General features: G+C 48.0%; 13 protein-coding genes. 7 read left to right on the top strand and 6 right to left on the bottom strand.

Going from position 1 to position 20875, the window contains the following annotated elements:
* Positions 1–18 precede the first annotated feature (18 nt).
* Positions 19–1215, bottom strand: coding sequence for a sialidase family protein (locus P9L94_12315; GenBank protein MDP8244861.1), 1197 nt, complete (start codon positions 1213–1215; stop codon positions 19–21).
* A gap of 123 nt (positions 1216–1338) precedes the next feature.
* Here P9L94_12315 and P9L94_12310 point away from each other — a divergent pair, with 123 nt between their 5' ends.
* The 6 genes from P9L94_12310 to P9L94_12285 all read left to right on the top strand — a co-directional run bounded on the left by P9L94_12310 (position 1339) and on the right by P9L94_12285 (position 13654).
* Complete coding sequence (locus P9L94_12310; GenBank protein ID MDP8244860.1) at positions 1339–2811, top strand: sodium:solute symporter; 1473 nt, start codon at positions 1339–1341, stop codon at positions 2809–2811.
* Positions 2812–2967: 156 nt separating this feature from the next.
* Entirely contained in the window at positions 2968–4929 is a 1962-nt protein-coding gene (locus P9L94_12305; GenBank protein ID MDP8244859.1) for a VCBS repeat-containing protein, read from the top strand.
* Positions 4930–5076: 147 nt separating this feature from the next.
* The gene (locus tag P9L94_12300; GenBank protein ID MDP8244858.1) at positions 5077–5358 is read left to right on the top strand and encodes a hypothetical protein; all 282 of its coding nucleotides are present in this window, start codon (positions 5077–5079) and stop codon (positions 5356–5358) included.
* 198 nt (positions 5359–5556) lie between these two features.
* Positions 5557–6843, top strand: a complete 1287-nt coding sequence (locus P9L94_12295; protein ID MDP8244857.1) for a Gfo/Idh/MocA family oxidoreductase — start codon at positions 5557–5559, stop codon at positions 6841–6843.
* Between the two features lie 17 nt (positions 6844–6860).
* Complete coding sequence (locus tag P9L94_12290) at positions 6861–10016, top strand: HEAT repeat domain-containing protein (protein MDP8244856.1); 3156 nt, start codon at positions 6861–6863, stop codon at positions 10014–10016.
* Positions 10017–10150: 134 nt separating this feature from the next.
* A complete protein-coding gene (locus P9L94_12285) occupies positions 10151–13654 on the top strand; it encodes a family 78 glycoside hydrolase catalytic domain (protein ID MDP8244855.1) in 3504 nt (1167 codons plus the stop codon).
* A 119-nt stretch (positions 13655–13773) separates the two neighbouring features.
* On the opposite strand, the gene P9L94_12280 is transcribed toward P9L94_12285, so the two are convergent.
* The 5 genes from P9L94_12280 to P9L94_12260 all read right to left on the bottom strand — a co-directional run bounded on the left by P9L94_12280 (position 13774) and on the right by P9L94_12260 (position 19766).
* The gene (locus tag P9L94_12280; protein ID MDP8244854.1) at positions 13774–15138 is read right to left on the bottom strand and encodes a glutamine synthetase family protein; all 1365 of its coding nucleotides are present in this window, start codon (positions 15136–15138) and stop codon (positions 13774–13776) included.
* A 2-nt stretch (positions 15139–15140) separates the two neighbouring features.
* Complete coding sequence (locus tag P9L94_12275; protein MDP8244853.1) at positions 15141–16589, bottom strand: aldehyde dehydrogenase family protein; 1449 nt, start codon at positions 16587–16589, stop codon at positions 15141–15143.
* Between the two features lies 1 nt (position 16590).
* Positions 16591–17754: an iron-containing alcohol dehydrogenase gene (locus P9L94_12270; protein MDP8244852.1), complete on the bottom strand. Its 1164-nt coding sequence runs from the start codon at positions 17752–17754 to the stop codon at positions 16591–16593.
* 14 nt (positions 17755–17768) lie between these two features.
* Positions 17769–18494, bottom strand: coding sequence for a type 1 glutamine amidotransferase (locus tag P9L94_12265; protein ID MDP8244851.1), 726 nt, complete (start codon positions 18492–18494; stop codon positions 17769–17771).
* A 321-nt stretch (positions 18495–18815) separates the two neighbouring features.
* Positions 18816–19766, bottom strand: coding sequence for an Sb-PDE family phosphodiesterase (locus P9L94_12260; protein MDP8244850.1), 951 nt, complete (start codon positions 19764–19766; stop codon positions 18816–18818).
* A 584-nt stretch (positions 19767–20350) separates the two neighbouring features.
* Between P9L94_12260 and P9L94_12255 the strand changes: the two genes are divergently transcribed.
* Complete coding sequence (locus P9L94_12255; GenBank protein MDP8244849.1) at positions 20351–20563, top strand: type II toxin-antitoxin system HicB family antitoxin; 213 nt, start codon at positions 20351–20353, stop codon at positions 20561–20563.
* Positions 20564–20875: the final 312 nt, after the last annotated feature.

The following is a 20875-nucleotide window of genomic DNA, read 5'->3' as shown; positions in this document are numbered from 1 at the left end:
CGGCCGCGCGCGGCTTCATCAAGGGGCGATGGCGTCTAATTCGCTTAACTGAAAACGTACGCTAACAACAAGCGGCTCTTTGCCTTCATACAAATGGCAATAGGTTGTCGAAACAAAGGCGCCATCAGAGAGCAATTCCAATCCTGCGTATCCCGTATCGGCGCCGTCTTTATTGTCCAGCAGCCGGACGCGGTATTGGCCTTCTCTGTCATTGATAATGTCGTCATAGGTTCCGACCCAGGCGACAAAATCACCATGGGTTGACGTGGTATGCGCCATGTCGCGAAACGTAATCACCAGTCTGCCGTCAGGCGCATAGCGGATTACATGGCGGTCTCCAGTCAACGCGCCCGGCAGTTGTTTCGGCGCTGACCACGTTTCGCCTTCGTCATTCGAGACGCAATAAAACGAATTGAACTGGCGGCTGTTTTCACGCAGCAACATCAACCATTGCGAGCCGTCCGGCGATTTCACCAACCCCGGTTCGCATAAATGCGCAACGGGATGGCTGACGACTTCTTCCTGTGCGCTCCACGTCAAACCGCCGTCATCGGAGCGCGTCTTGTATACAATGAATGCGCCCCGTTTTCCTTCGTTGTGGAGAAAGCGTCCGTCATCATGAAAATACGCTTGATATTGCCCGCCGCTGGTTTGAATCAGGTCTGACATTGCGACGATGCCGCCAAAATCTCCAATCGGCTTCAACGGCGTCCAGTTCAGCCCGTCATCTTCAGAAACCGATAGGCGAATGGGATGCAATCCAGAAAAGAGAACCAGGCGGCGATTTTCTTTCGCATCAATCACGCGATGAATGGTCGGCGTTTCAAGCGACGTCGCCCAGTTCTCTGGAACCGGCAGCCGTTCTGACCAGGTCAATCCGCCGTCCAAACTGCGTTTCATGATGATCGCGCCGCGCCCGTGTCCCTTGGGGTAAACCGCGATCATGGTTTTTTTGTCTTCTAACAATACGGTGGTCGGGTGCCCCAGATACTGCCCGGCTTCCTGGTCGATTATCACCTGCCGTTCTGTCTGTGATGAGAGATCAATCACTGGCAGGCTGTAGCCCTTGGGTTGGGTGTGAGATGAGTTTGGCTCGACAGCGTTCTGTGTGACCGCCTTGCCATTCGCGACGGCTTCTTCCACCGCAGCGGAAGGCAAGTGACAAAAACAAACCAGTGAAATCAATGCAATGATTTGAATCGCGCTATGTATCATTATGTCTCCCCATAAAAACGTCAGAAATTATGGTAAATTGTACATCATTCTATAGGAACGACTTCGTCTCAAGCGGAGTCTTTAATAACTATAAAGAAGTCACGCTTTGATTGAACAATAACAATGACGAATGAATTTCATTTTATAGATTATCTGGTATTGATTGTATACCTCGCAGCCATGGTGGGGATTGGTTTTTACTTTTCGCGCAAAGAAGGCTCAACCGAGCGTTTTTTTGTCGGAAACCGAAACATCGCCTGGTGGGCTGTCGGTATTTCGATTTTCGCCACCCAGCTCAGCGCCATTACGTATATTTCGATCCCCGGCATGGCGTTTGAAAATGATTGGGCCTGGTTGTTGTATAACCTCGGCATCCCCATCGTTGGCGTCTTTGTGATTTATTATTTTCTGCCGGTCTATCGCCAAAAACACTACACCTCCATTTATCAAATTTTAGAAGAGCGCTTTGGGCCGGAGACGCGCGCGTATGGCGCGCTCGCTTACATCCTCATGCAAGTCGGGCGGGTTGCAATTGTGTTATACCTTCCCGCGCTAGCGTTATCAGAAGTCACGGGCTTTTCCGTCTACTGGATGATTATTTTGATGGGGATTCTCGCAACGGCATATACCGTCATGGGCGGGATCGAAGTCGTTATTTGGACGGACGTAGTCCAGGCGTTTGTTTTGGTGTTGGGCGCAATCATGGCAATCGTGATTGTTTGCATGAAAGTCGACGGCGGTTTTTTCGGCATCATTGAAATCGGCCAGGCCAACCATAAATTCGCAATGGTACACACCGACGCGAGCGTCTCGAAAGATTTAATCTGGTTTATTTTGCTGGGGGCTTTTTTTACGAACCTCGTCCCTTACGCTTCCGACCAAACGGTCGTCCAGCGCTATTTCACCGTCAAGACAGACCGCGAAGCGAGAAACTGCCTGTGGCTCAGCGTGTTGGTGGCGGCGCCCGCATCGCTCCTGTTTTTCTTTTTGGGAACGGCCCTGTTTGCGTTTTATACCACCCATCCGGGGTTGCTTGAAACGGGAATTCAATATGATCGAATTTTTCCGTTCTTCATCGTCAATGAAATTCCGGTTGGGATATCCGGCCTGTTAATCGCTGCAATTTTTGCGGGGTCTATGTCCAGTTTGGATTCCAGTTTAAATTCTATCGCGACGGTTTGCGTGACGGACTTCTATTATCGCTTTCGCAACCCCCAAAGCAGCGATCAACAGCGGCTCCGATTGGCCCGCGTCATTACAATTGTTGTCGGGGTGTTCGCCACAGGGTTAGCCATCGGGGTCGCGCAAAGTTTATTAAACAATCCAGAACAGAAAGGCGCCTGGGACCTATTTATCGCCGTCCAGGGGCTATTGGGCGGCGTCTTGACCGGAATATTCTGCGTCGGACGGTTTACCAAAACCGCGAATCAGGTTGGCGTCGTCGCAGGCTTAGTGTTGAGCACCGCCATCATCGCGATCATCAAATATGAATTCGTCTGGCATACCCAAACCTATGCAGCGGTTGGAATCATTTCTGCGTTCTCAATCACCTACCTATTTAGTTGGATTACAAATCTAAAACCCAAAACCGGTTAGCCTCATATATTCAACAAGGATAAAAGCATGACGAAAAAACTCACTGCCCTCAATACCGCTGCCTTTCTGGTTAGAGGTTTTAAACATTGCGGATGTTCACACGAACCTATATCTTAAATGAAGATGTTGAATATAAACAAAAGGACAAGGTATAAAATGAAGATACATATTTTTGCGCTGGCCTTCGTTTTAAGCATACAAGCGACCGCTTTTTCTCAAGCAGAAATCCCTCTTGAGCAAAACCGCATGGCATACAACCACCCTGGCTTAGTTGTTGACTTGGGGGTCGGGCTGTGGGCGGTCCCGTTTCCGATAGATTGGGACAACGATGGTGATAATGACTTGCTCGCGTCTACAGCCGATGTTCCTTACAAGGGAATCTATCTTTTTGAAAATAACGGTTCCGATGTTTTTTTGCCTGGAAAGCGATTGGGTTCCGCTAAACACAACCTCACAATTTCATATATCAATAACAAAGAGGTGATTTGTGAACCTGGAAAAATGCACGACGACTTCCGCAACAATCTTTTTTCAAACCCCAAACCAATTCCATTTGAAAAAGAGTTCTATTCAGGCAGAGCAAATCAATGGAAATTCGCCGATTATGACGGCGACAAAATCACCGACCTTCTGATTGGAACCAGCGACTGGCGTGACTATGGCTGGGACAACGCATACGACGCAAAAGGCAACTGGACGCATGGCGCCATCCATGGACATGTGTATTGGGTGAAAAATAATGGGACGAATGACGCCCCCAAGTATGGCGCGGCAACCCAAATTCAAATCGGCGACAAACCATTAGAAGTCTACGGCTGCCCTTCGCCCAATTTAGTCGATTGGGACAACGACGGCGATATGGATTTAATTTGTGGCGAATTTTTAGACGGTATCCGTTTTTTTGAAAATACCGGAACGAGACAAACCCCTGTTTATTCGGCGGGACAGCGTCTAAAAGCCAATGGCAAAGAGATCAAGATGGAATTACAAATGCTTCAAGTTGTCGTTTTTGATTGGGACCAAGATTCTGATATGGATATTGTCGTCGGCCAGGAAGACGGGCGGGTCGCTTGGATCGAAAATGCCGGCAAGGACAACACCGGCGCGCCCCAACTCCGGCCTCCGGTGTTCTTTCAACAGCAGGCGGAGAACGTCAAATGCGGCGCGTTGGCAACCCCATGCAGCATTGATTGGGATGGCGACGGCGATGAAGATTTGATCTGCGGCAACTCTGCGGGATTCATCGAGTGGATCGAGAATCTGGGAGGAGACCCGCATCCAAAATGGGCGGAGCCGAAACGGCTGAGCGTAAATGGCGAAGAGATCCGCATTCTGGCGGGCGAGAACCTATCGATCCAAGGGCCTGCAGAAGCCAAATGGGGCTACTCGGTTCCTTATGCGGCGGATTGGGACATGGACGGCCTGCCTGACATCGTGATGAATACGATTGTGGGGAAAATGATTTGGTACCGCAATATTGGAACTCGCTCAAATCCTGCACTGGCTGCGGCCCGACCAATTGAAGTGGAATGGCAAAATGCGCCTCCCAAGCCAGCCTGGAATTGGTGGAACCCGAATGAAAAAGAACTCGTCGTCCAATGGCGAACGCGCCCCAATGTGTTAGACCTGAATGATGACGGACTGAATGATTTGATCTTGATCGATCACGAAGGCTATCTCAGTTTCTTTGAGAGAAGCAGACAAGAGAACCAGTTAATCACCCTGCCCGGTAAGAGAATCTTCTTAGATGAAAACGGAGATGCGTTAAACTTAAATAATGGGATTGCCGGCAAAAGCGGTCGCAGAAAAATTAACTTGGTCGACTGGGATGGAGATAACGATTTTGATATCTTAATCAATAGCCCGCGCTCTTCTCCAGAGAAAACGCGAAATATTTCCTATTACGAAAACACGAGCGAAAAAGCGCATACATTTGCTTTTCGTTACCGGGGCGATATCACGCCCAATCGCCTGGAAGGACACACAACATCTCCCACGAACGTCGATTGGAATGGTGATGGGATTCAAGATTTACTCGTCGGCGGAGAAGATGGCCATTTCTATTTCTATCCAAGAAAATCAAATGATGAAATGCTCGGAGACGCGACGGGCCAATAACAACCATTCTGCGAGAATCTTTAGGCAGACCTTTTAAGATGTAGAGTTCGTTTCGGTTTTAGATATAAAAGGCAAAGATCACAAGAAAACGTGGTTTTTGCCTTTTCATTTTTGGTTCATCCGGTAAGTGAGTACCTACATTGATGGATGGCCATGATTTTTATTCAGAAACAGGCCCCGGGATTTCAAAAACTGACAAACCAATCAGGCATGGGCAAAATTCTGGGAGCGCCTGTGCATAAGGGCTTGAAAGCCCGCACTGAAGCGAGCAGAGTTGTACCCATGCCTGATGCAGCGAAGGATCAAGGATTTACGAAAAAGCGTAAAAAAAACGCAGTTCAATTTGTGATAAAGTATCCAATTTACGGAAGAACCCCATTTTTGCGTATTTTAGGATTCTCCACCTATTCTCGCTTGCATGATGTCTAATTTTTTAAAAACGACAGTCCGTAAAACGGTGGACTTCAATTGAAGTTTTATAGCGCTTCTGATAAATTCATTGATAAACGCTCTGGAACCTTAAGTACGGTTTTGGGTGAGTAATAATAGAATAATGACTTGTGAAATAGAAATACTGTTGTTTTCAACTCGTCAAGCCATTTTCAGTCAATATAGGGAGAACGCCTCATGCCGAATCAATCAAATTTTTCTCGCAGAAACTTTTTGAAATCCACATTCGCGGCGCCGATGTTTATTTCGGCTTCCGCCATGGGTACATTTGGAAACGTCGCGCCTAGCAACCGGATCGTGATGGGTTGCATCGGCGTCGGTTCGCAAGGCACCGGCGACATGCGCAATTTTATGCGCCGCGACGAAGCATATATTCGGGCTGTTTGCGACGTTGACGGCTCGCATCGCAAACGGGCGAAACAAAGCGTGGACGAATTTAATGATAATAGCGACTGCGCCGCTTACGTGGATTTTCGCGAACTGCTTGAGCGCGACGACCTCGACGCGGTCTTGATCGCCGTCCCCGACCATTGGCATGCGCTGCCCGCAATCGCTGCGGCGAAAAGAGGCCTTGATGTCTATGGCGAAAAGCCGCTGTCGCGCTCCATCCGCGAAAGCCGCGCCATTTGTGACGCGGTTCGCCGATACGGACGGGTATGGCAAACCGGCAGCCAACAGCGCTCTGAAGGAAATTTTCAACATGCGTGCGAACTGGTGCGCAATGAGAAAATCGGGGCGATCCACACAGTCGAAGTGGGCTTGCCCGGCGGTGGTTCAACGGACCTCAAACCAACGAAGCCCGCGCCTGAAGATTTAGATTGGGACCGCTGGCTCGGCCCTGCGCCCTGGCGTGAATACTGTGACTTTGGTAGAGACCGCTGCCACTGGGACTGGCGCTGGATTATGGATTATTCAGGAGGCCAACTCACAGACTGGGCGGGCCACCATATCGACATTGCCCACTGGGGCATGGGCTACGACCAAACCGGGCCGGTTGAAATTAGCGGCAGCGCCGAGTATCCCCGCGAAGGTTTGTATGACACCGCTACGAGTTACAGTTTTGTCTGCAAATATAAAACCGGCGTCACCATTAACATCTCGAGTTCAAACCGGGGCGGAACAAAGTGGATCGGCGAGAATGGCTGGGTTTGGGTCAATCGAGGCGCCATCGAAGCATCAGACGAAAACTTGTTAAAAAAAGACTGCATCGGGCCAAACGATACGCGCCTGTATCAAAGCCGCGACCATTTCCAGAATTTTCTGGACTGCGTAAAAAGCCGCCAGGAAACCATCTGCCCCGCCGAAACCGGCTGCCGTTCCATCAGCGTCGGGCATTTAGGCGAAATCACAATGCTGCTCAATCGAAAAATTCGCTGGAACCCCGATACGGAAACCATCATCGACGACCCTGAAGCAAACGCGCTCTTAGGCCGCGCCTATCGCAAGCCCTGGACCTTAGCTTAATTATAAAGGAAAAAAACATGAACTTGTTTCGATATACATTCGTCGCGCTTTTTATCGTTGGATTGACTTTCATTGCTGACAGTTCAGCGGCGCCGTTGAAAGCCTTAATTATTGACGGGCAAAACAATCATGACTGGAAGGCGACCACTCCCGTCTTGAAATATATGCTAGAAGACTGTGGACGGTTTGAAGTAGACGTTGCCACGTCGCCGCCCCAAGACAGTTCTTTGAAAAACTTTCGGCCTGAGTTTTCTAAATACGACGTGGTCGTATCAAATTACAACGGCAACTTGTGGTCGAAAGAAACACAAACTGATTTTGAGAACTACATCAAAAACGGCGGCGGGCTTGTGTCGTACCATGCTGCGGATAATGCGTTCCCTGAATGGCTGGAGTTCAACAAAATGATCGCGTTGGGCGGTTGGGGCGGTCGCAACGAAAAGTCTGGCCCGATGGTTCGCGTCCGCGATGGTAAAATCGTCTTGGATCATTCGCCCGGAAGAGGCGGCGCTCATGGCCCACGGCGCGATTACCCCGTTGTTATGCATGATTTGAAACACCCGATCTCAAAAGGGCTGCCTAAAGTTTGGTTGCACGCCAAAGACGAACTCTATGCAAAAATGCGCGGCCCCGCCAATATCGAAGACCTGTTGGGTTACGGAAAATCAAAACTCACCAATGAAAATGAGCCTCTTTTGTTCACCATCGAATATGGCAAAGGGCGAATTTTCCACACCGCATTAGGACACGACGTTTATGCGATGCGTTGCATTGGTTTTGCGTTTACGCTTCAACGTGGGACCGAATGGGCCGCGACGGGCAAAGTCACTTTAAACAAAATCCCTGAAAATTTCCCAACGGAAGATCGGGTTAGCCTTTGGCTGGAACCGGTCAACATTGATGAAATCGCCAACTATACCTATGGGCAAAGCCGAACAACGCTCGCAGCCGTCGAGGCCAATATTCGCATCGCGACGCCGAAACAGTTGCGCGAAATTGAAGCCCAGATGCTCTCTGTTTTAAACGCAGAAGGCGCGACGTTTGACGGCTGCGCGTTTGTCTGTCAAATGCTTCGCCGAATCGGCACAGTGAAGTCGGTTAAAACCTTAGGGAAGTTTTTGCAAGACGACCGGTTAAATGATCCGGCGCGTTTGGCTTTGCAAGGCATCCAATCTCCAAAAGTCGATGCGTTATTCAAAAAATCTTTAAACTCGCTGACTGGCGACAAACTCATTGGCGTGATTGGCTCCATCGCAGAACGCCGCAATCCAAAAGCGGCGAAATCACTGGCGAAATTTCTGAAAAGCGATGATCCGTACTTGCAACAAGTGACCACCCGGGCGCTCGGTCGAATTGGCGGCAAGGCCGCGTTGAAAATACTGAGCGACTTCGTCGCAAGCGATGATCTCGAACCCTATAAACTCGATGCGTTGCTTTTATGCGCCGACTCGCTCGCGCAAACCAAATCAGCCGCATTATCGAAAAATGTTTACACGCAACTATCGTCTCCAGAATACCCCGCACAGGTTCGCGTTGCGGCCTACGGCGGCTTGATCAATATTGATTCTGATTCATCGCTGCCTCTTGTTATTTCATTGCTGAAAGAGAATGAGCCCAAACTGCAACAAGCGGCTTGCGGCCCATTTTTAAAGATGCTTCCCGGCGAGGATGCGTCGAAGTCATTGGCGCAAGAGTTGAAGCAATTGCCCGAAGAATCACAAGTGGTGGTGTTGAATGCGCTCGCAAGGCGCGGCCACGGGAATGTAATTGCTGAGGTCTTGGATGCGGCGAAGAGTTCGAACGCGTCCGTCCAAATTGCAGCGGTTCAAACGTTGGGGGCGATTGGCAATGCGCGTGTTGCGGCGCCTTTGATTACGTTCGCGCTCAAGGGCGGACAACTGGGGCAAGCAGCGCAAAACAGTCTGGCGCGACTCAAAGGCGACCGCGTCAACGGTGCGCTGATTGCGTTTCTTGGCGACTCCAATGAAGCAAAGCGCTTGTCGGCAATTAACGCGCTGGCCGACCGCAATGCGCGGGATGCTTTTTCATCAATCGTGAAATTGACTGGCGACAAAAGCCCCGGTATCCGCCAAGCCGCTTATAACGCATTGATGACGCTCGGCGGCGCGAATGATGTTCCGACCGTACTTCAATTAATTCAGGGCAAAGATGACGAAGGAGATATCCGAGGCTTAGAAGAAGTCGCGAAATCGTTATCGTCACAATTGGCTGACAAGAGCGCGGCGACCGATAAAATTGCATCACTGTTCGCCGACTCCTCGCCAAAAGTCAAGCAGTCATACATTCGCCTCTTGACTGAATATAGCGGGCCGGAGGCGTTCAATCTGGTCTCGAATTCGCTTCAAGACAAAAACCGCTCTGTCCAAAACGCCGCGTTGTATGCGCTTGGGAGTTGGAAAGACAATACGCCTATCGAATTATTACTCTCCCGCATGTCGCAGTTCAAAGAGGAAGAACAGCGAGGGCTTGCTTTCAAAGCGGTTATTCATTCGCTCGGATTAACGCCGCCGGATAGCCCCTGGTTTGGCAAGGCGAAGGCGAAAGCCAAAACCGCCAATGAGAAGAAGATGATGATCGGCGCGCTTGCGAAGACGGTCGATATGAATTCGTTAACGCAGATAGAGTCTTATTTGTCAGATAAAGAAGTGAAAGCCGAGGCGATTTCAGCCTGTGAAGCGTTAATCAACAAACTAAGCGCGTCGGAACTTGATCGGTCGGATTGGAAGCTGTCCGCCTCACACAACAATGGCGCCGTAAAAAATGCCATTGATGGAAACGAAGGATCGCGCTGGGACACCGCTGCAACGCAAGTGCCGGGCATGTGGCTCCAGGTTGATATTGGCTCGCAGCGCAGTATCCAAAAAATCGTCTTAGATTCTAAAAATTCAGGCGGCGACTACCCGCGCGGTTATCAAGTGTTGTTATCCAGCGATGGCATTTCGTGGTCTGGCCCTGTTGTTGAAGGAAAAGGTGAAACGCCGGTTGTTGCGTTAGACATTCCAAACCGCACTGCACGTTTTATCAAAATCATACAGACCGGAAAAGTTGACGGCCTCTATTGGTCGATCCATGAGTTATACATCGAAGCCTCAATGGATTCGGGTTTGCTTAATGATGCGAAAGCGAAATTAGCCGCAGCCAAGAAAAAATAAGTATGCAATCAATAGGCGCATCGCGTTTCATAAAAGCGGTGCGCCTTCTTGATCGCCCCAGCATCGCGATTGGGCCAGTTTAATTCTTATGTATGATGGGAAATCAGATGATTACACGCCGACAAGAGCTACGTATGAATAATGCAGACCCGAAGTCTGTCTTCTTGCAATATATCTTTGCTGTTATTTTTATCATCACCATCACATGCTCCACTTCTCTTGCGGCGGCGTCTGCGAAGAAACCCAACATTATCTTTATTCTTACTGATGACCAGCGCTGGGACGCTCTTGGTTATGCGGGCAATGCGATTATCCAGACCCCCGAAATGGACAAACTCGCCCGGCAGGGTACTTTTTTCAAACACACGATAGTCACAACGCCTATTTGCTGCGCCAGCCGCGCCAGCCTTTTTACGGGCTTATATGAACGGTGTCATCGTTACACCTTTCAAACAGGGCCGATCCAAGATGAGTACATGCAGACCTCTTATCCGAAATTGCTGAGAGATTCGGGTTACCACACGGGTTTCTTTGGCAAGTTTGGCGTGAATTATAACGATGATGCAAACCTCTTTGACGTGTATGAATCGTATGACCGAAATGGCCGCTACCCTGACCAGCGCGGTTATTTCTACAAAAAACTAGACGGCGAAGTGGTCCATTTGACGCGCTACACTGGTGAAAAGGCGCTTGATTTTATTGACGAATCGCCTGCCGACCAGCCCTTTTGCCTATCGTTAAGTTTCAGCGCTCCACACGCTCACGATAATGCCGACGATCAGTATTTCTGGCAAAAAGAAACGAACCACTTATACCAGGACATGACCATGCCCGGCCCCAATCTGGCGGGTGACGAATACTTCAACGAATTACCGCTTATGGTGCGTGAAGGGTTCAACCGGACGCGCTGGCGCTGGCGTTATGATACCCCCGAAAAATACCAGCACAGCGTCAAAGGCTATTACCGTATGATCGGCGGCATTGATCTGGAAATCGCGAAACTCAGAAAGAAACTCGAAGAAAAAGGTGTCGATGATAATACCGTAATTATTGTCATGGGAGACAATGGCTATTTTCTTGGCGAACGCCAAATGGCTGGCAAATGGTTGATGTATGACAATTCGATCCGTGTGCCGCTCATCATCTTTGACCCGCGCGTTGACAAACACCAGGACATCGAAGCGATGGCGTTGAATGTCGATATTCCATCGACCATTCTTGAGTATGCCGGGGCCAAAAGCCCCGAGAGTTACCAAGGTAAAAGCCTTGTTCCAATCGTTGCCGGACAAAAAAGTTCGTTGCAACGCGACGCGGTTCTCGTCGAACACCTGTGGGAATTTGAGAATATTCCACCCAGCGAAGGCGTACGCACGGCGCAATGGAAATATTTTCGCTATGTGAATGACAAGTCGATTGAAGCGCTCTACAACCTGGTTGATGATCCACAAGAAACAAAAAACCTGGCGCGAGATAGCCAATATCATGACACGCTTGTCGCTTTGAGAAATCAATGCGAAGAGTTGATTGAACAGCACAAAGGGGCTGACGCTGGTGTTCCAGAAGGCATGACAGTAGAATTTATCCGTGAGCCAGACCAAGCGGCAATCGCCGACTCTTTACCAGAATATAGTTGGATTGTTCCCAAACAGGCGGTGTTGCAGAAAGCCTATCAAATACTGGTCTCATCCAGCCTTGAAAAAAGCAATCACAACATCGGCGATGTTTGGAACAGCGCCCAAGCGCGTAGCAGCCAATCCATCAATGTTGAACATGCGGGCGGTCCGTTACAGCCGGAGACGACCTATTATTGGAAGGTGCGTATCTGGGATAAAGACAATCGGCTAACCGATTATTCAGAAGTGCAAACATTCAAAACCGGAACATTTGGCAAAACGGTTTCAACAAAAAATCGTTTTCAGATTGAACATATCCCGCCAACAGAATTCAAAAAAACATCCGATGGCGGCTATTTTGTTGATTTTGGAAAAGACGCTTTCGGGACGTTGGAATTAAACTACAAAGCCAACAAGCCAGAGACGCTCATCATTCGATTGGGCGAAAAACTCAAAGACGGAAAAATAGATCAGAAGCCAGGCGGGACCATTCGTTATCAAGAAGTTGAATTACAGGTTGCCCCTGAACAAAATCACTATGTGTTGCAACTCCCCCCGGACAAGCGAAACACCAACCAGATCGCCGTTGCGCTTCCTGAGTCGCTTGGCGTGGTGACGCCCTTCCGCTATTGCGAGATTGAAAATGCTAAGCAGGGTTTGTCGGTTGACGATGTCCGGCAAAAAGCGCTATTCCATTATTTCAAAAACGATGAGAGTTCGTTTACCAGCTCTGATTCCACCTTGGACCAAATCTGGGAACTCTGTAAGTACAGCATGAAGGCGACGTCATTCGCCGGGCTATACGTTGATGGAGATCGCGAGCGGATTCCCTATGAGGGAGACGCATATATTAACCTGCTCAGCCACTATTGCGTCGACCGTGAATACGCAATCAGCAAGCAGACCATCGAGTATTTTATGGACCATTCGACATGGCCCACCGAGTGGCTGCTTCACACCGCCATGCTGGTCTATCAAGATTATTACTACACGGGCGATACGGAATTGCTGACCGCCTATTATGAACGCCTGAAAGAAAAATCACTGATGGACCTGGCCAGAGAAGATGGTTTGATCAGTTCAGAATTAGAGAAAGTAACCGACGCCTATATGAAAAAACTGGGCTTTCCTGAGGGATCAAGACCGCTTGAAGATCTTGTCGATTGGCCTCCAGGAGAACGCGACGGCTATGATAGGGTCCCCATCAACACCGTGGTCAATTGTTTCTTTTATCAGAACATGGTCATCATGGCGGAATTCGCCGCCGTGTTGGACAAGCCAGAAGAGGCCGACCATTTTAACGCAATGGCGGCGAAAGTAAAACAAGCCATTAATACAAAATTATTTGACGCAACGCGCGGCGTCTATGTCGATGGCGAAGGTTCAACACACGCTTCATTACACGCCAACATGATGCCATTGGCGTTTGGTATTACGCCGGAAAAATATGTTGCGCCGGTTGCCGCGTTTGTGAAATCGCGGGGGATGGCATGTAGCGTGTATGGCGCCCAATATCTGATGGAGGGTTTATACAATGCCGGCGAAGAAAAATATGCGCTCGATTTAATGCGGGCCAAACACGACCGCAGCTGGTGGAACATGATTAAAGTCGGCTCGACAATTACCATGGAAGCATGGGACATGAAATATAAACCCAACTCGGATTGGAACCATGCTTGGGGCGCCGTTCCGGGAAATATCATTCCCCGCTTCCTTTGGGGAATTCAACCCAAGACGCCAGGCTTTAAAATCACGAGCATACATCCACAAATGGGAGACCTAGCCAACAGTTCAATCGTCTTTCCGACGGTGCGTGGTCAAATCAAAGGCGAATATCAGCGAGTGAATAACCGCTTGCAAAAATACAGGATTGAACTCCCGGCTAATATGGCGGCGGAGTTTGCTTTATCCACGTCGCCCGAAGACGTGATAACCCTGAATGGAGAAACGGTAAATCTTTCTTTTGGAAATGTAAGGTTATATCCGGGGGTCAATCAAATTGAGATTCGGATCAATTCATTTTGATCATTCAATGAATGAGACACGGTTGCGTGTTCTATGCTTATCTCACAACAGAGAGGCGGCTTAAGCCGCCTCTTCTATTTTTTATATATCATTTGCATATCCGCTAAAACTCACAGAAGTTATATGCGGTCAAAATAGCGAACCCGCTCCCAATCCGTCACGGCGGAGTTCCACGATTTCAATTCATATCTCGCATGTAAGGCATAATGTTTCACTATGTTTTCACCAAATGCCTTTTTTGCCATTTCACTGTTTTCAAACAATTCGACTGCTTCTGATAAAGTGCCGGGAACGCTTGGTAATTTTTCGCTTTTATACGCATCACCAGAAAACATATCTCCACAATCTAATTTTTCATCAATACCCGCGAGTCCGGCAGCCAGAATGGCAGCAAATGCCAAATACGGATTGGCGTCAGCGCCAGGCATACGGTTTTCGATACGAAATGAAGCATCATGCCCGATGACTCGAAAACCTGTCGTGCGGTTGTCGTGACTACAAGCAATGCGCGTCGGCGCGAATGACCCGGCTTGATATCGTTTATAGGAATTGACCGTAAATGAATACAGTAAAAACAGTTCGCGTGAATATTTCAGCAATCCGCCCAAAAACTGGCGGAACAGTTTGGATTCTTTTTTCTTTTTGCTGTCCCACAGCAAGTTTTTCTTTTTATCTTTGTCCATAATGCTGGTATGAATATGGCAACTGGACCCGGCTTGCACCGTATCATATTTTGCCATAAAACAGGCGGAATATCCTTTTTGCCATGCGATTTCTTTGACGCCTTGTTTGTAAATCACATGACGGTCCGCCATTTCTAACGAATCCGAATATTCCAAGTTGATTTCGTGTTGTCCAAGTCCCCATTCCCCCTTGCTGAATTCAATTGGAATTCCCGCTTCCGTCATCAAATTGCGAATACTGCGAATCACATCTTCATCGCGGGTCGTCGCAAGCATGTGATAGTCCATAATATAATCTGAAGTGGGGGTGGGATTTTGGAAACCCCGCTTCGCCAATTCACCAACCGTTTCGTTGAATAAATAGAACTCCAATTCAGAAGCGCTAAGAGGATACATTCCTTCTTGGTTCGCCCGTTTGATTTGATTTCTCAAAATATTGCGGGGCGATTCTTTCACTTCGCTCCCATTCTCCCATTCCAAATCCACCATGACCAAAGCGGTTCCATCCAACCAAGGGATCAGCCGGAATGTATTCTCATCAACAACCCCGTGAAAATCTCCATAGCCGGCATCCCACGAGGTCATGTCAAACCCGTTTAATGGGACCATATCCATATCCACAGTTAAGAGATATTCGCAAGCATGCATCCCCGCATGAAAGAGGTGATCTATAAAATAACGGGCGGTTACGCGTTTGCCGATCAAGCGTCCGTAATGGTCGGGCATCACAACATTAACCGTATCAATATCATTTTTTTGAATGATTGATTTGATCTCTTTCAGACTTGACGACTTTGTCATACTTACTCTCCAATATCGATGAATACATTCTTCACTTCGGTAAAGTTTTGCAGCCCATACATTCCCAAGTCTCTTCCAGTACCGCTTTGTTTATAACCGCCGAATGGAGCTTCGGTATGAACGCTGCTGTTGCAGTTTATGCTTAGCACTCCAGATCGGATTTTCTTTACGGTGCGCAACGCTTTACTTATATTATTGGTCCAAACCGAGCCTGACAAACCATAAGGCGAGTCATTCACCTGACGGACCATTTCATGCTCATCCGTAAAAGGAATTACGGTAAGAACCGGGCCGAAGATTTCTTCTCTTGCAATTTTCATGGAATTGGAAGCGCCAGTGAAAACGGCTGGCTGCAAGAATGAACCTTTGGCATACTCTCCATCTTCTAAAAGCGCTCCACCAAAAGCGAGTTTAGCGCCTTCATCTAAACCGGCTTTCATATAATTGCATACAGTCTCTCTTTGCTTCATCGAAACCATAGGACCGATTTCAGTTTGATCATCCATCGGATTGCCGATCTTGGTTTTTTGAGTTTGATCTATAAACGCTTCCACAAACTGGTCATAAACGCTTTGTTCTACAAACGCTCTGCTGCGGGCGCAACAATCCTGGCCGCAATTTCCAAATACAGCCAACACTGAAGACCGCGCCGCTTTTTCAACATCCGCGTCTGCAAATACAACATTGGGAGATTTTCCGCCCAACTCAAGCGAAACCCGTTTGATGCAATCCGCCGCCGACTTCATGATTCCGACTCCGGTTGAAGTTTCTCCCGTGAACGAAATCTTGTCGACTTCAGGGTGAGCGACCAACGCTCCCCCGGCGGTGCTTCCTGGCCCGGTTATGATGTTAAACACTCCTTTGGGGATGCCTGCTTCCAATGCCAGCTTCCCCAAATACAAGGCAGTTAAAGGAGTGTAACTTGCCGGTTTCAGTATGACCGTATTGCCAGACGCTAACGCAGGCGCGCATTTCCATGCGGCCATTGGGAATGGAAAGTTCCAGGGAACAATAACCGCACAAACGCCGCACGGTTCGCGTAAGGTAAAATCAAGACCTCTTTTGCTGACGGGAATGGTTTCACCAAAAAAGCGCGTGGCGGCTCCTGCGTAATACTCAAAACAATAGGCAGCCGCTGCGACTTCATCCCGGGAATCGCGAATGGGTTTACCGACATCCTGGGTTTCGAGCTGGGCTATTTCTTCAAGGTTTTCATAAATCAGTTCGGAAAGTTTTCTTAAATACTTCCCTCTCTGAGACGCTGGCATACCGCTCCATTTACCCTCTTCAAACGCTTGCCGGGCTGCATGAACGGCTTTTTGGACATCGGATTCATCCGCTTGGGCGATTTCAGCGATGGGTTCGGTAATGGTTGGATTATAGGTTGTGAATGTTTTGCCCGAATTGGCTGATACCCACTCACCGTTTATGAGTAATTGATATGTTTTCATTTTACCAAACTTCCTTATACAGTTGTAATAGGTCCTGTTGAGTACAGGCCCGGGCATTGGTCTTGTGGCACGAATCATCAAACGCTTTATGAGATAGCATCTCAAGAGATTCTTCTGGAACCGAAAAATCCCGTAACCGTTGAGTAATCCCTATTCGCTTTATCAGGGCTTCTACTTCTTCCACTGCGGCATCCGCCGCCTCTAACCCGGTCATCGCATGAACAGGCCTTCCAAACAGGCTTGCGACGCGCGCGTAATGCGCGGTTGCCGCTTCGCGGTTGAATCGCATGGTTGCAGGCAAACAAATCGCGTTGGCTAATCCATGATGTACATCAAATTCTGTTGAAAGAGGGTGCGCTAATGAATGCGCGGCCCCCAAGTCTTTTTGAAACGCCACAGCCCCCATTATAGCGGCAATCATCATATTGCCTCTGGCTTCCAGGTCGCTTCCATCACAGACGGCCCGCTCAAGAAAACGAATACACAATTCCAAGCCCCCCACCGCAATCGCATCACATAAGGGATGGAATTCAGGCGACGTGAGTGATTCCAAGTTGTGGGTGAATGCATCCATACCAGTCGCAGCGGTAAGATGAGGGGGCAAACTCACCGTCAATTCGGGGTCGATGACGGCTTTTTTCGGCATCAATAAGGGGCTGAATATAATTACCTTTCTTCCCAACGCATGGGAAGTGATAACACCCGCCCTGCCCACTTCGCTTCCGGTGCCCGCCGTAGTCGGAATTGTTATGATCGGCGCTAAAGGGCCTTTGATTTTTGCATATCCGCCAACCTGCGCCTCATACTCTTTTATGTCTCCCTCATGCGACACTCGAACAGCGATCACTTTGGCGGCGTCCATCGCGCTGCCGCCGCCCAATCCAATGATGCCGTCACATTTGTTTTGTTTGAAAATTTCTCCGCATGTTTCGATGTCTTCTTCTATTGGATTTGGGTGTACATCCGTCGCCAGAACAAAATCAATATTTTGGCGTTGCAGAGTTTGTTCAATGAGAGTATAGGCTTCCGTTTTCACCAATCCGGGGTCTGTAACCAACAAGGGCTTTTGAATGCGCTGTTCTTTTAGAATCTCTCCTAACTGATTGCGCGAACCCGGTCCATAAACAATTGAGGTTGGAAATGAGAACGTTGTTAATTCGCTCACCAGCATTGATCTCCTTACATTTCATTCCTGTGTTGAACAAAGAATTGTTCAAAGTTTGCTAAAATTGTCCTGCTTTTTAATGTTGGAGCAAGTTCTACGAGGGCATTCTCGAAATTAATTCCCGAAGATTCCAGTTTTTCACGGCGAGGGGCCATGATGAATTTCATCTGATCGACCGTGTATTCAGGATGAAATTGCACCGTTCGGATGCGGTTGCCAATTTTAAATGATTGAAATTCACAAATCGCGCTAGAAGCCAAACACTCTGCACCAGGAGGCAATTGAGTGACAATATCTTGATGGGATTGCATCACCTTGAACCCGGGTGGAACCGAATGAAATAAAAGATCACTCTTTCCGGTCTCAGTCAGGTCTAGATCACAACTGCCGACTTCCCAACCACGCTTGTTTTTCTCTACCTTCCCGCCAAATATTTGTGCAATCAACTGGTGGCCAAAACAGACTCCCAATATTGGGAGTTTCTGTCGATTCCATTCGAGAATACAGTTGGAAAGTTGAGTTATCCATTCTTCATCATCATAAACAGATGCGGCAGAACCGCTAATGACAATTCCATCAAAATTTTGTTGTGGAATCGCGTCTCCAATTCGGGGACGCCAAGTCGTATACTTTTCCTGGTTTCCACCGAATGCGCTTACAAACCACTGTCCACAATCACACGGAAAGTTTTGTTTGAGGTGGGCTTCACCCCATTCAGCAACATTGACGATGAGAATCATATAAATTACGCAAACTCACAGTATAAAAAAATGTTCATCCGGGAATTGAATACTTACCGGATGGATTGCCATGATTTTGATTCTAAAAACGTATTCCGGCATGTCATAAATAGACAATCCAATTCAGGCATGGGCGCGACTCTGGGAACGCCTGTGCATCAGGGCCTGAAAGCCCGCACTGAAGAAAGCAGAGTTGTACCCATGCCACATGCAGCGAAATAAAAAAAGCATCCAATTTACGCAAGAACCACACCGAATATCCAACGGAATCCATCTATTTTCATCGTGGTTCCGCTTGGTTTGAATAGAGCGCAACGCGAACTATTCAGCGAAAAACGTCAGTTCAACCGGCAAGCCTTTTCCCGGCGCGACCAACAAGTTCGTTACTTCATATTTCAAATGAGCTGCTCCAGATTGCCCCTTCGCTTGACGGCGAATCTGAACGGAACTACGCGCAGGAATCTGGAACGACGCCGGCCCTTCTCCACCGGTCCGTTTTAAATCGAAATGGATGTCAGACGAATTAGAAATTTCGACGTACATCACGTCGTCCTCTTTAACGAAAGGATCCCCAATTTTGATTGATTGGGCGAAAATCTCTTTTAGATACTTTTCCAATCCGATCACTTCATTTTTATTCCATGCTGCTGTGCGTCCTGCAAACAGCGCTTCTTTTACACCTTCTAAGGTACGCTCTTTCACGAAGACGAACGTCATCGACCGGTGTTCGTCGGGTGAAGTTTTTGTGCGTAAAAACGGCTGGTGAACATCGCTGCTTCCCAGCATGGTCATTCCTTTTTCGAGACACCATTGATGAGCGGATGGATAATATGTACCACCGTTCGCGACTTCCATTCCATGCAGCCATTTTTTTTCGAAAATGGTCGTATGAACATCGCGCCACGAACCGAGTTCTTCGCCTTTCCACGCTTGATGGTTCCAAAACACAAAGGCGCCTTGTTTGTTGGCAATTTCTATTTGAGTTAGAAAATCATCGGTATCCAGAGCGTTTGAATCTTTCAAAAAGATCGCATTAAAATGCCCCGGAGGCGTACTACGGGTAATCTCGGAGGCTCGCGGCATCAACAGATTCAACATTTTGGCTGGCCCGATCGTTAGATCGTAGGCGCGACTGTGGTTGGTGGGTATATCTTCTTTGTGAGGTTGATATTCAATATGGTCTGAAATGGCCATGAAATCGAGATCTTCCCGATAGGCTTCATCAACTCGAACCGTCGGCCAAACCGCCCCATCAGAAAAAACTGTGTGCATATGTGGATCGCAAAGCAACGTTTGATACCCTAAAATATCGGGAATCTTCACATCATGCTTGGCCGCACCGGTTAATCTCCAAGAGGCTTTCTCTTGAGCGAATCCAGATTGCACGTTATACGCGAGGCTCGCAACAAAAATTGCTGTAAAAACGAGACAACTTCTCATAACTTTTCCCCTTTTTTGATTGCTTAAATTAATTCTAGTTGATCTCCCAACAGAGAATCGCTTTTTCTGTTTTATCTCTTGGTCCTCTATAATGAACAAGTTTGGACGGAATTGAAAGACTTATTTGCTCTGTATGAAACATTAAATCCCCCTGCCTTCCTGCAATAATCATTTCAACCTTTTGAGCAGTGCTCTAATACCTTGGGCTACGTCTAAATCGTTCACAATACAGAGTTTGAAATTCGAGATGTATTATGATGGCAAAGGCAGGTAGAGACATTGCGTTTGACCCTCAAAAAGGCGCTACAATAGTGACTATAGATTGAAAGCGCATCGTTCGCAAAAATGTGTTTTGATAATTCGTTCTTAACCTATATCGAGAAAATGATATCCAAAGATATATGGAGACAATGTCCATGAAAAATGAATATACCGCCGTTATAAAACAGGATGGCGATTGGTGGATAGGATGGATCGAAGAAATTCCTGGCGTTAATTGTCAAGAAAAAACGTATGATGATTTAAAGGAAACATTAGAGTTAACGCTAAAGGAAGCACTCGAATTCAACCGCCAAGATGCGTTAACCGCCGTGGGTAGCGGATTTAAAAAAGAAATTATCGCTATATGAAGAGGAGTGAGTTACTACGTTATCTACGTAGCCAAGGATGCGATCTCCTGAGGGAAGGCGGCAAGCATTCATGGTGGCACAACTCCGCCCTGAATAAACGCTCCGCGATTCCAAGGCATTCAGAAATCAAAGATATTTTAGCCAAGAAGATATGCAAAGATCTTGGCGTAGAACCATTCAAATAAGGTTCATCCGGTAAGTGAGTACCTACCGTGATGGATGGCCATTTTTGAGATTCAGAAACGGGCTCCGGCATTTCACAAATTGACAAACCAAATCAGGCATGGATGCAACTCTGGGAGCGCCTGTGCA

Source organism: Candidatus Hinthialibacter antarcticus (genome assembly GCA_030765645.1).
In the GTDB taxonomy this organism is placed as follows: Bacteria; Hinthialibacterota; Hinthialibacteria; order Hinthialibacterales; family Hinthialibacteraceae; genus Hinthialibacter; species Hinthialibacter antarcticus.
Note: the sequence above shows the minus strand (reverse complement) of the source record. Positions and strands in the feature narration are given on the sequence as shown.

Coding starts and splice junctions, on each gene's coding strand:
- P9L94_12295 (MDP8244857.1), top strand. CDS start 5,557: ATGCCGAATCAATCAAATTTTTCTCGCAGAAACTTTTTGAAATCCACA.
- P9L94_12290 (MDP8244856.1), top strand. CDS start 6,861: ATGAACTTGTTTCGATATACATTCGTCGCGCTTTTTATCGTTGGATTG.
- P9L94_12300 (MDP8244858.1), top strand. CDS start 5,077: ATGGCCATGATTTTTATTCAGAAACAGGCCCCGGGATTTCAAAAACTG.
- P9L94_12275 (MDP8244853.1), bottom strand. CDS start 16,589: ATGAAAACATATCAATTACTCATAAACGGTGAGTGGGTATCAGCCAAT.
- P9L94_12315 (MDP8244861.1), bottom strand. CDS start 1,215: ATGATACATAGCGCGATTCAAATCATTGCATTGATTTCACTGGTTTGT.
- P9L94_12265 (MDP8244851.1), bottom strand. CDS start 18,494: ATGATTCTCATCGTCAATGTTGCTGAATGGGGTGAAGCCCACCTCAAA.
- P9L94_12310 (MDP8244860.1), top strand. CDS start 1,339: ATGACGAATGAATTTCATTTTATAGATTATCTGGTATTGATTGTATAC.
- P9L94_12305 (MDP8244859.1), top strand. CDS start 2,968: ATGAAGATACATATTTTTGCGCTGGCCTTCGTTTTAAGCATACAAGCG.
- P9L94_12255 (MDP8244849.1), top strand. CDS start 20,351: ATGAAAAATGAATATACCGCCGTTATAAAACAGGATGGCGATTGGTGG.
- P9L94_12285 (MDP8244855.1), top strand. CDS start 10,151: ATGAATAATGCAGACCCGAAGTCTGTCTTCTTGCAATATATCTTTGCT.
- P9L94_12260 (MDP8244850.1), bottom strand. CDS start 19,766: ATGCACACAGTTTTTTCTGATGGGGCGGTTTGGCCGACGGTTCGAGTT.
- P9L94_12280 (MDP8244854.1), bottom strand. CDS start 15,138: ATGACAAAGTCGTCAAGTCTGAAAGAGATCAAATCAATCATTCAAAAA.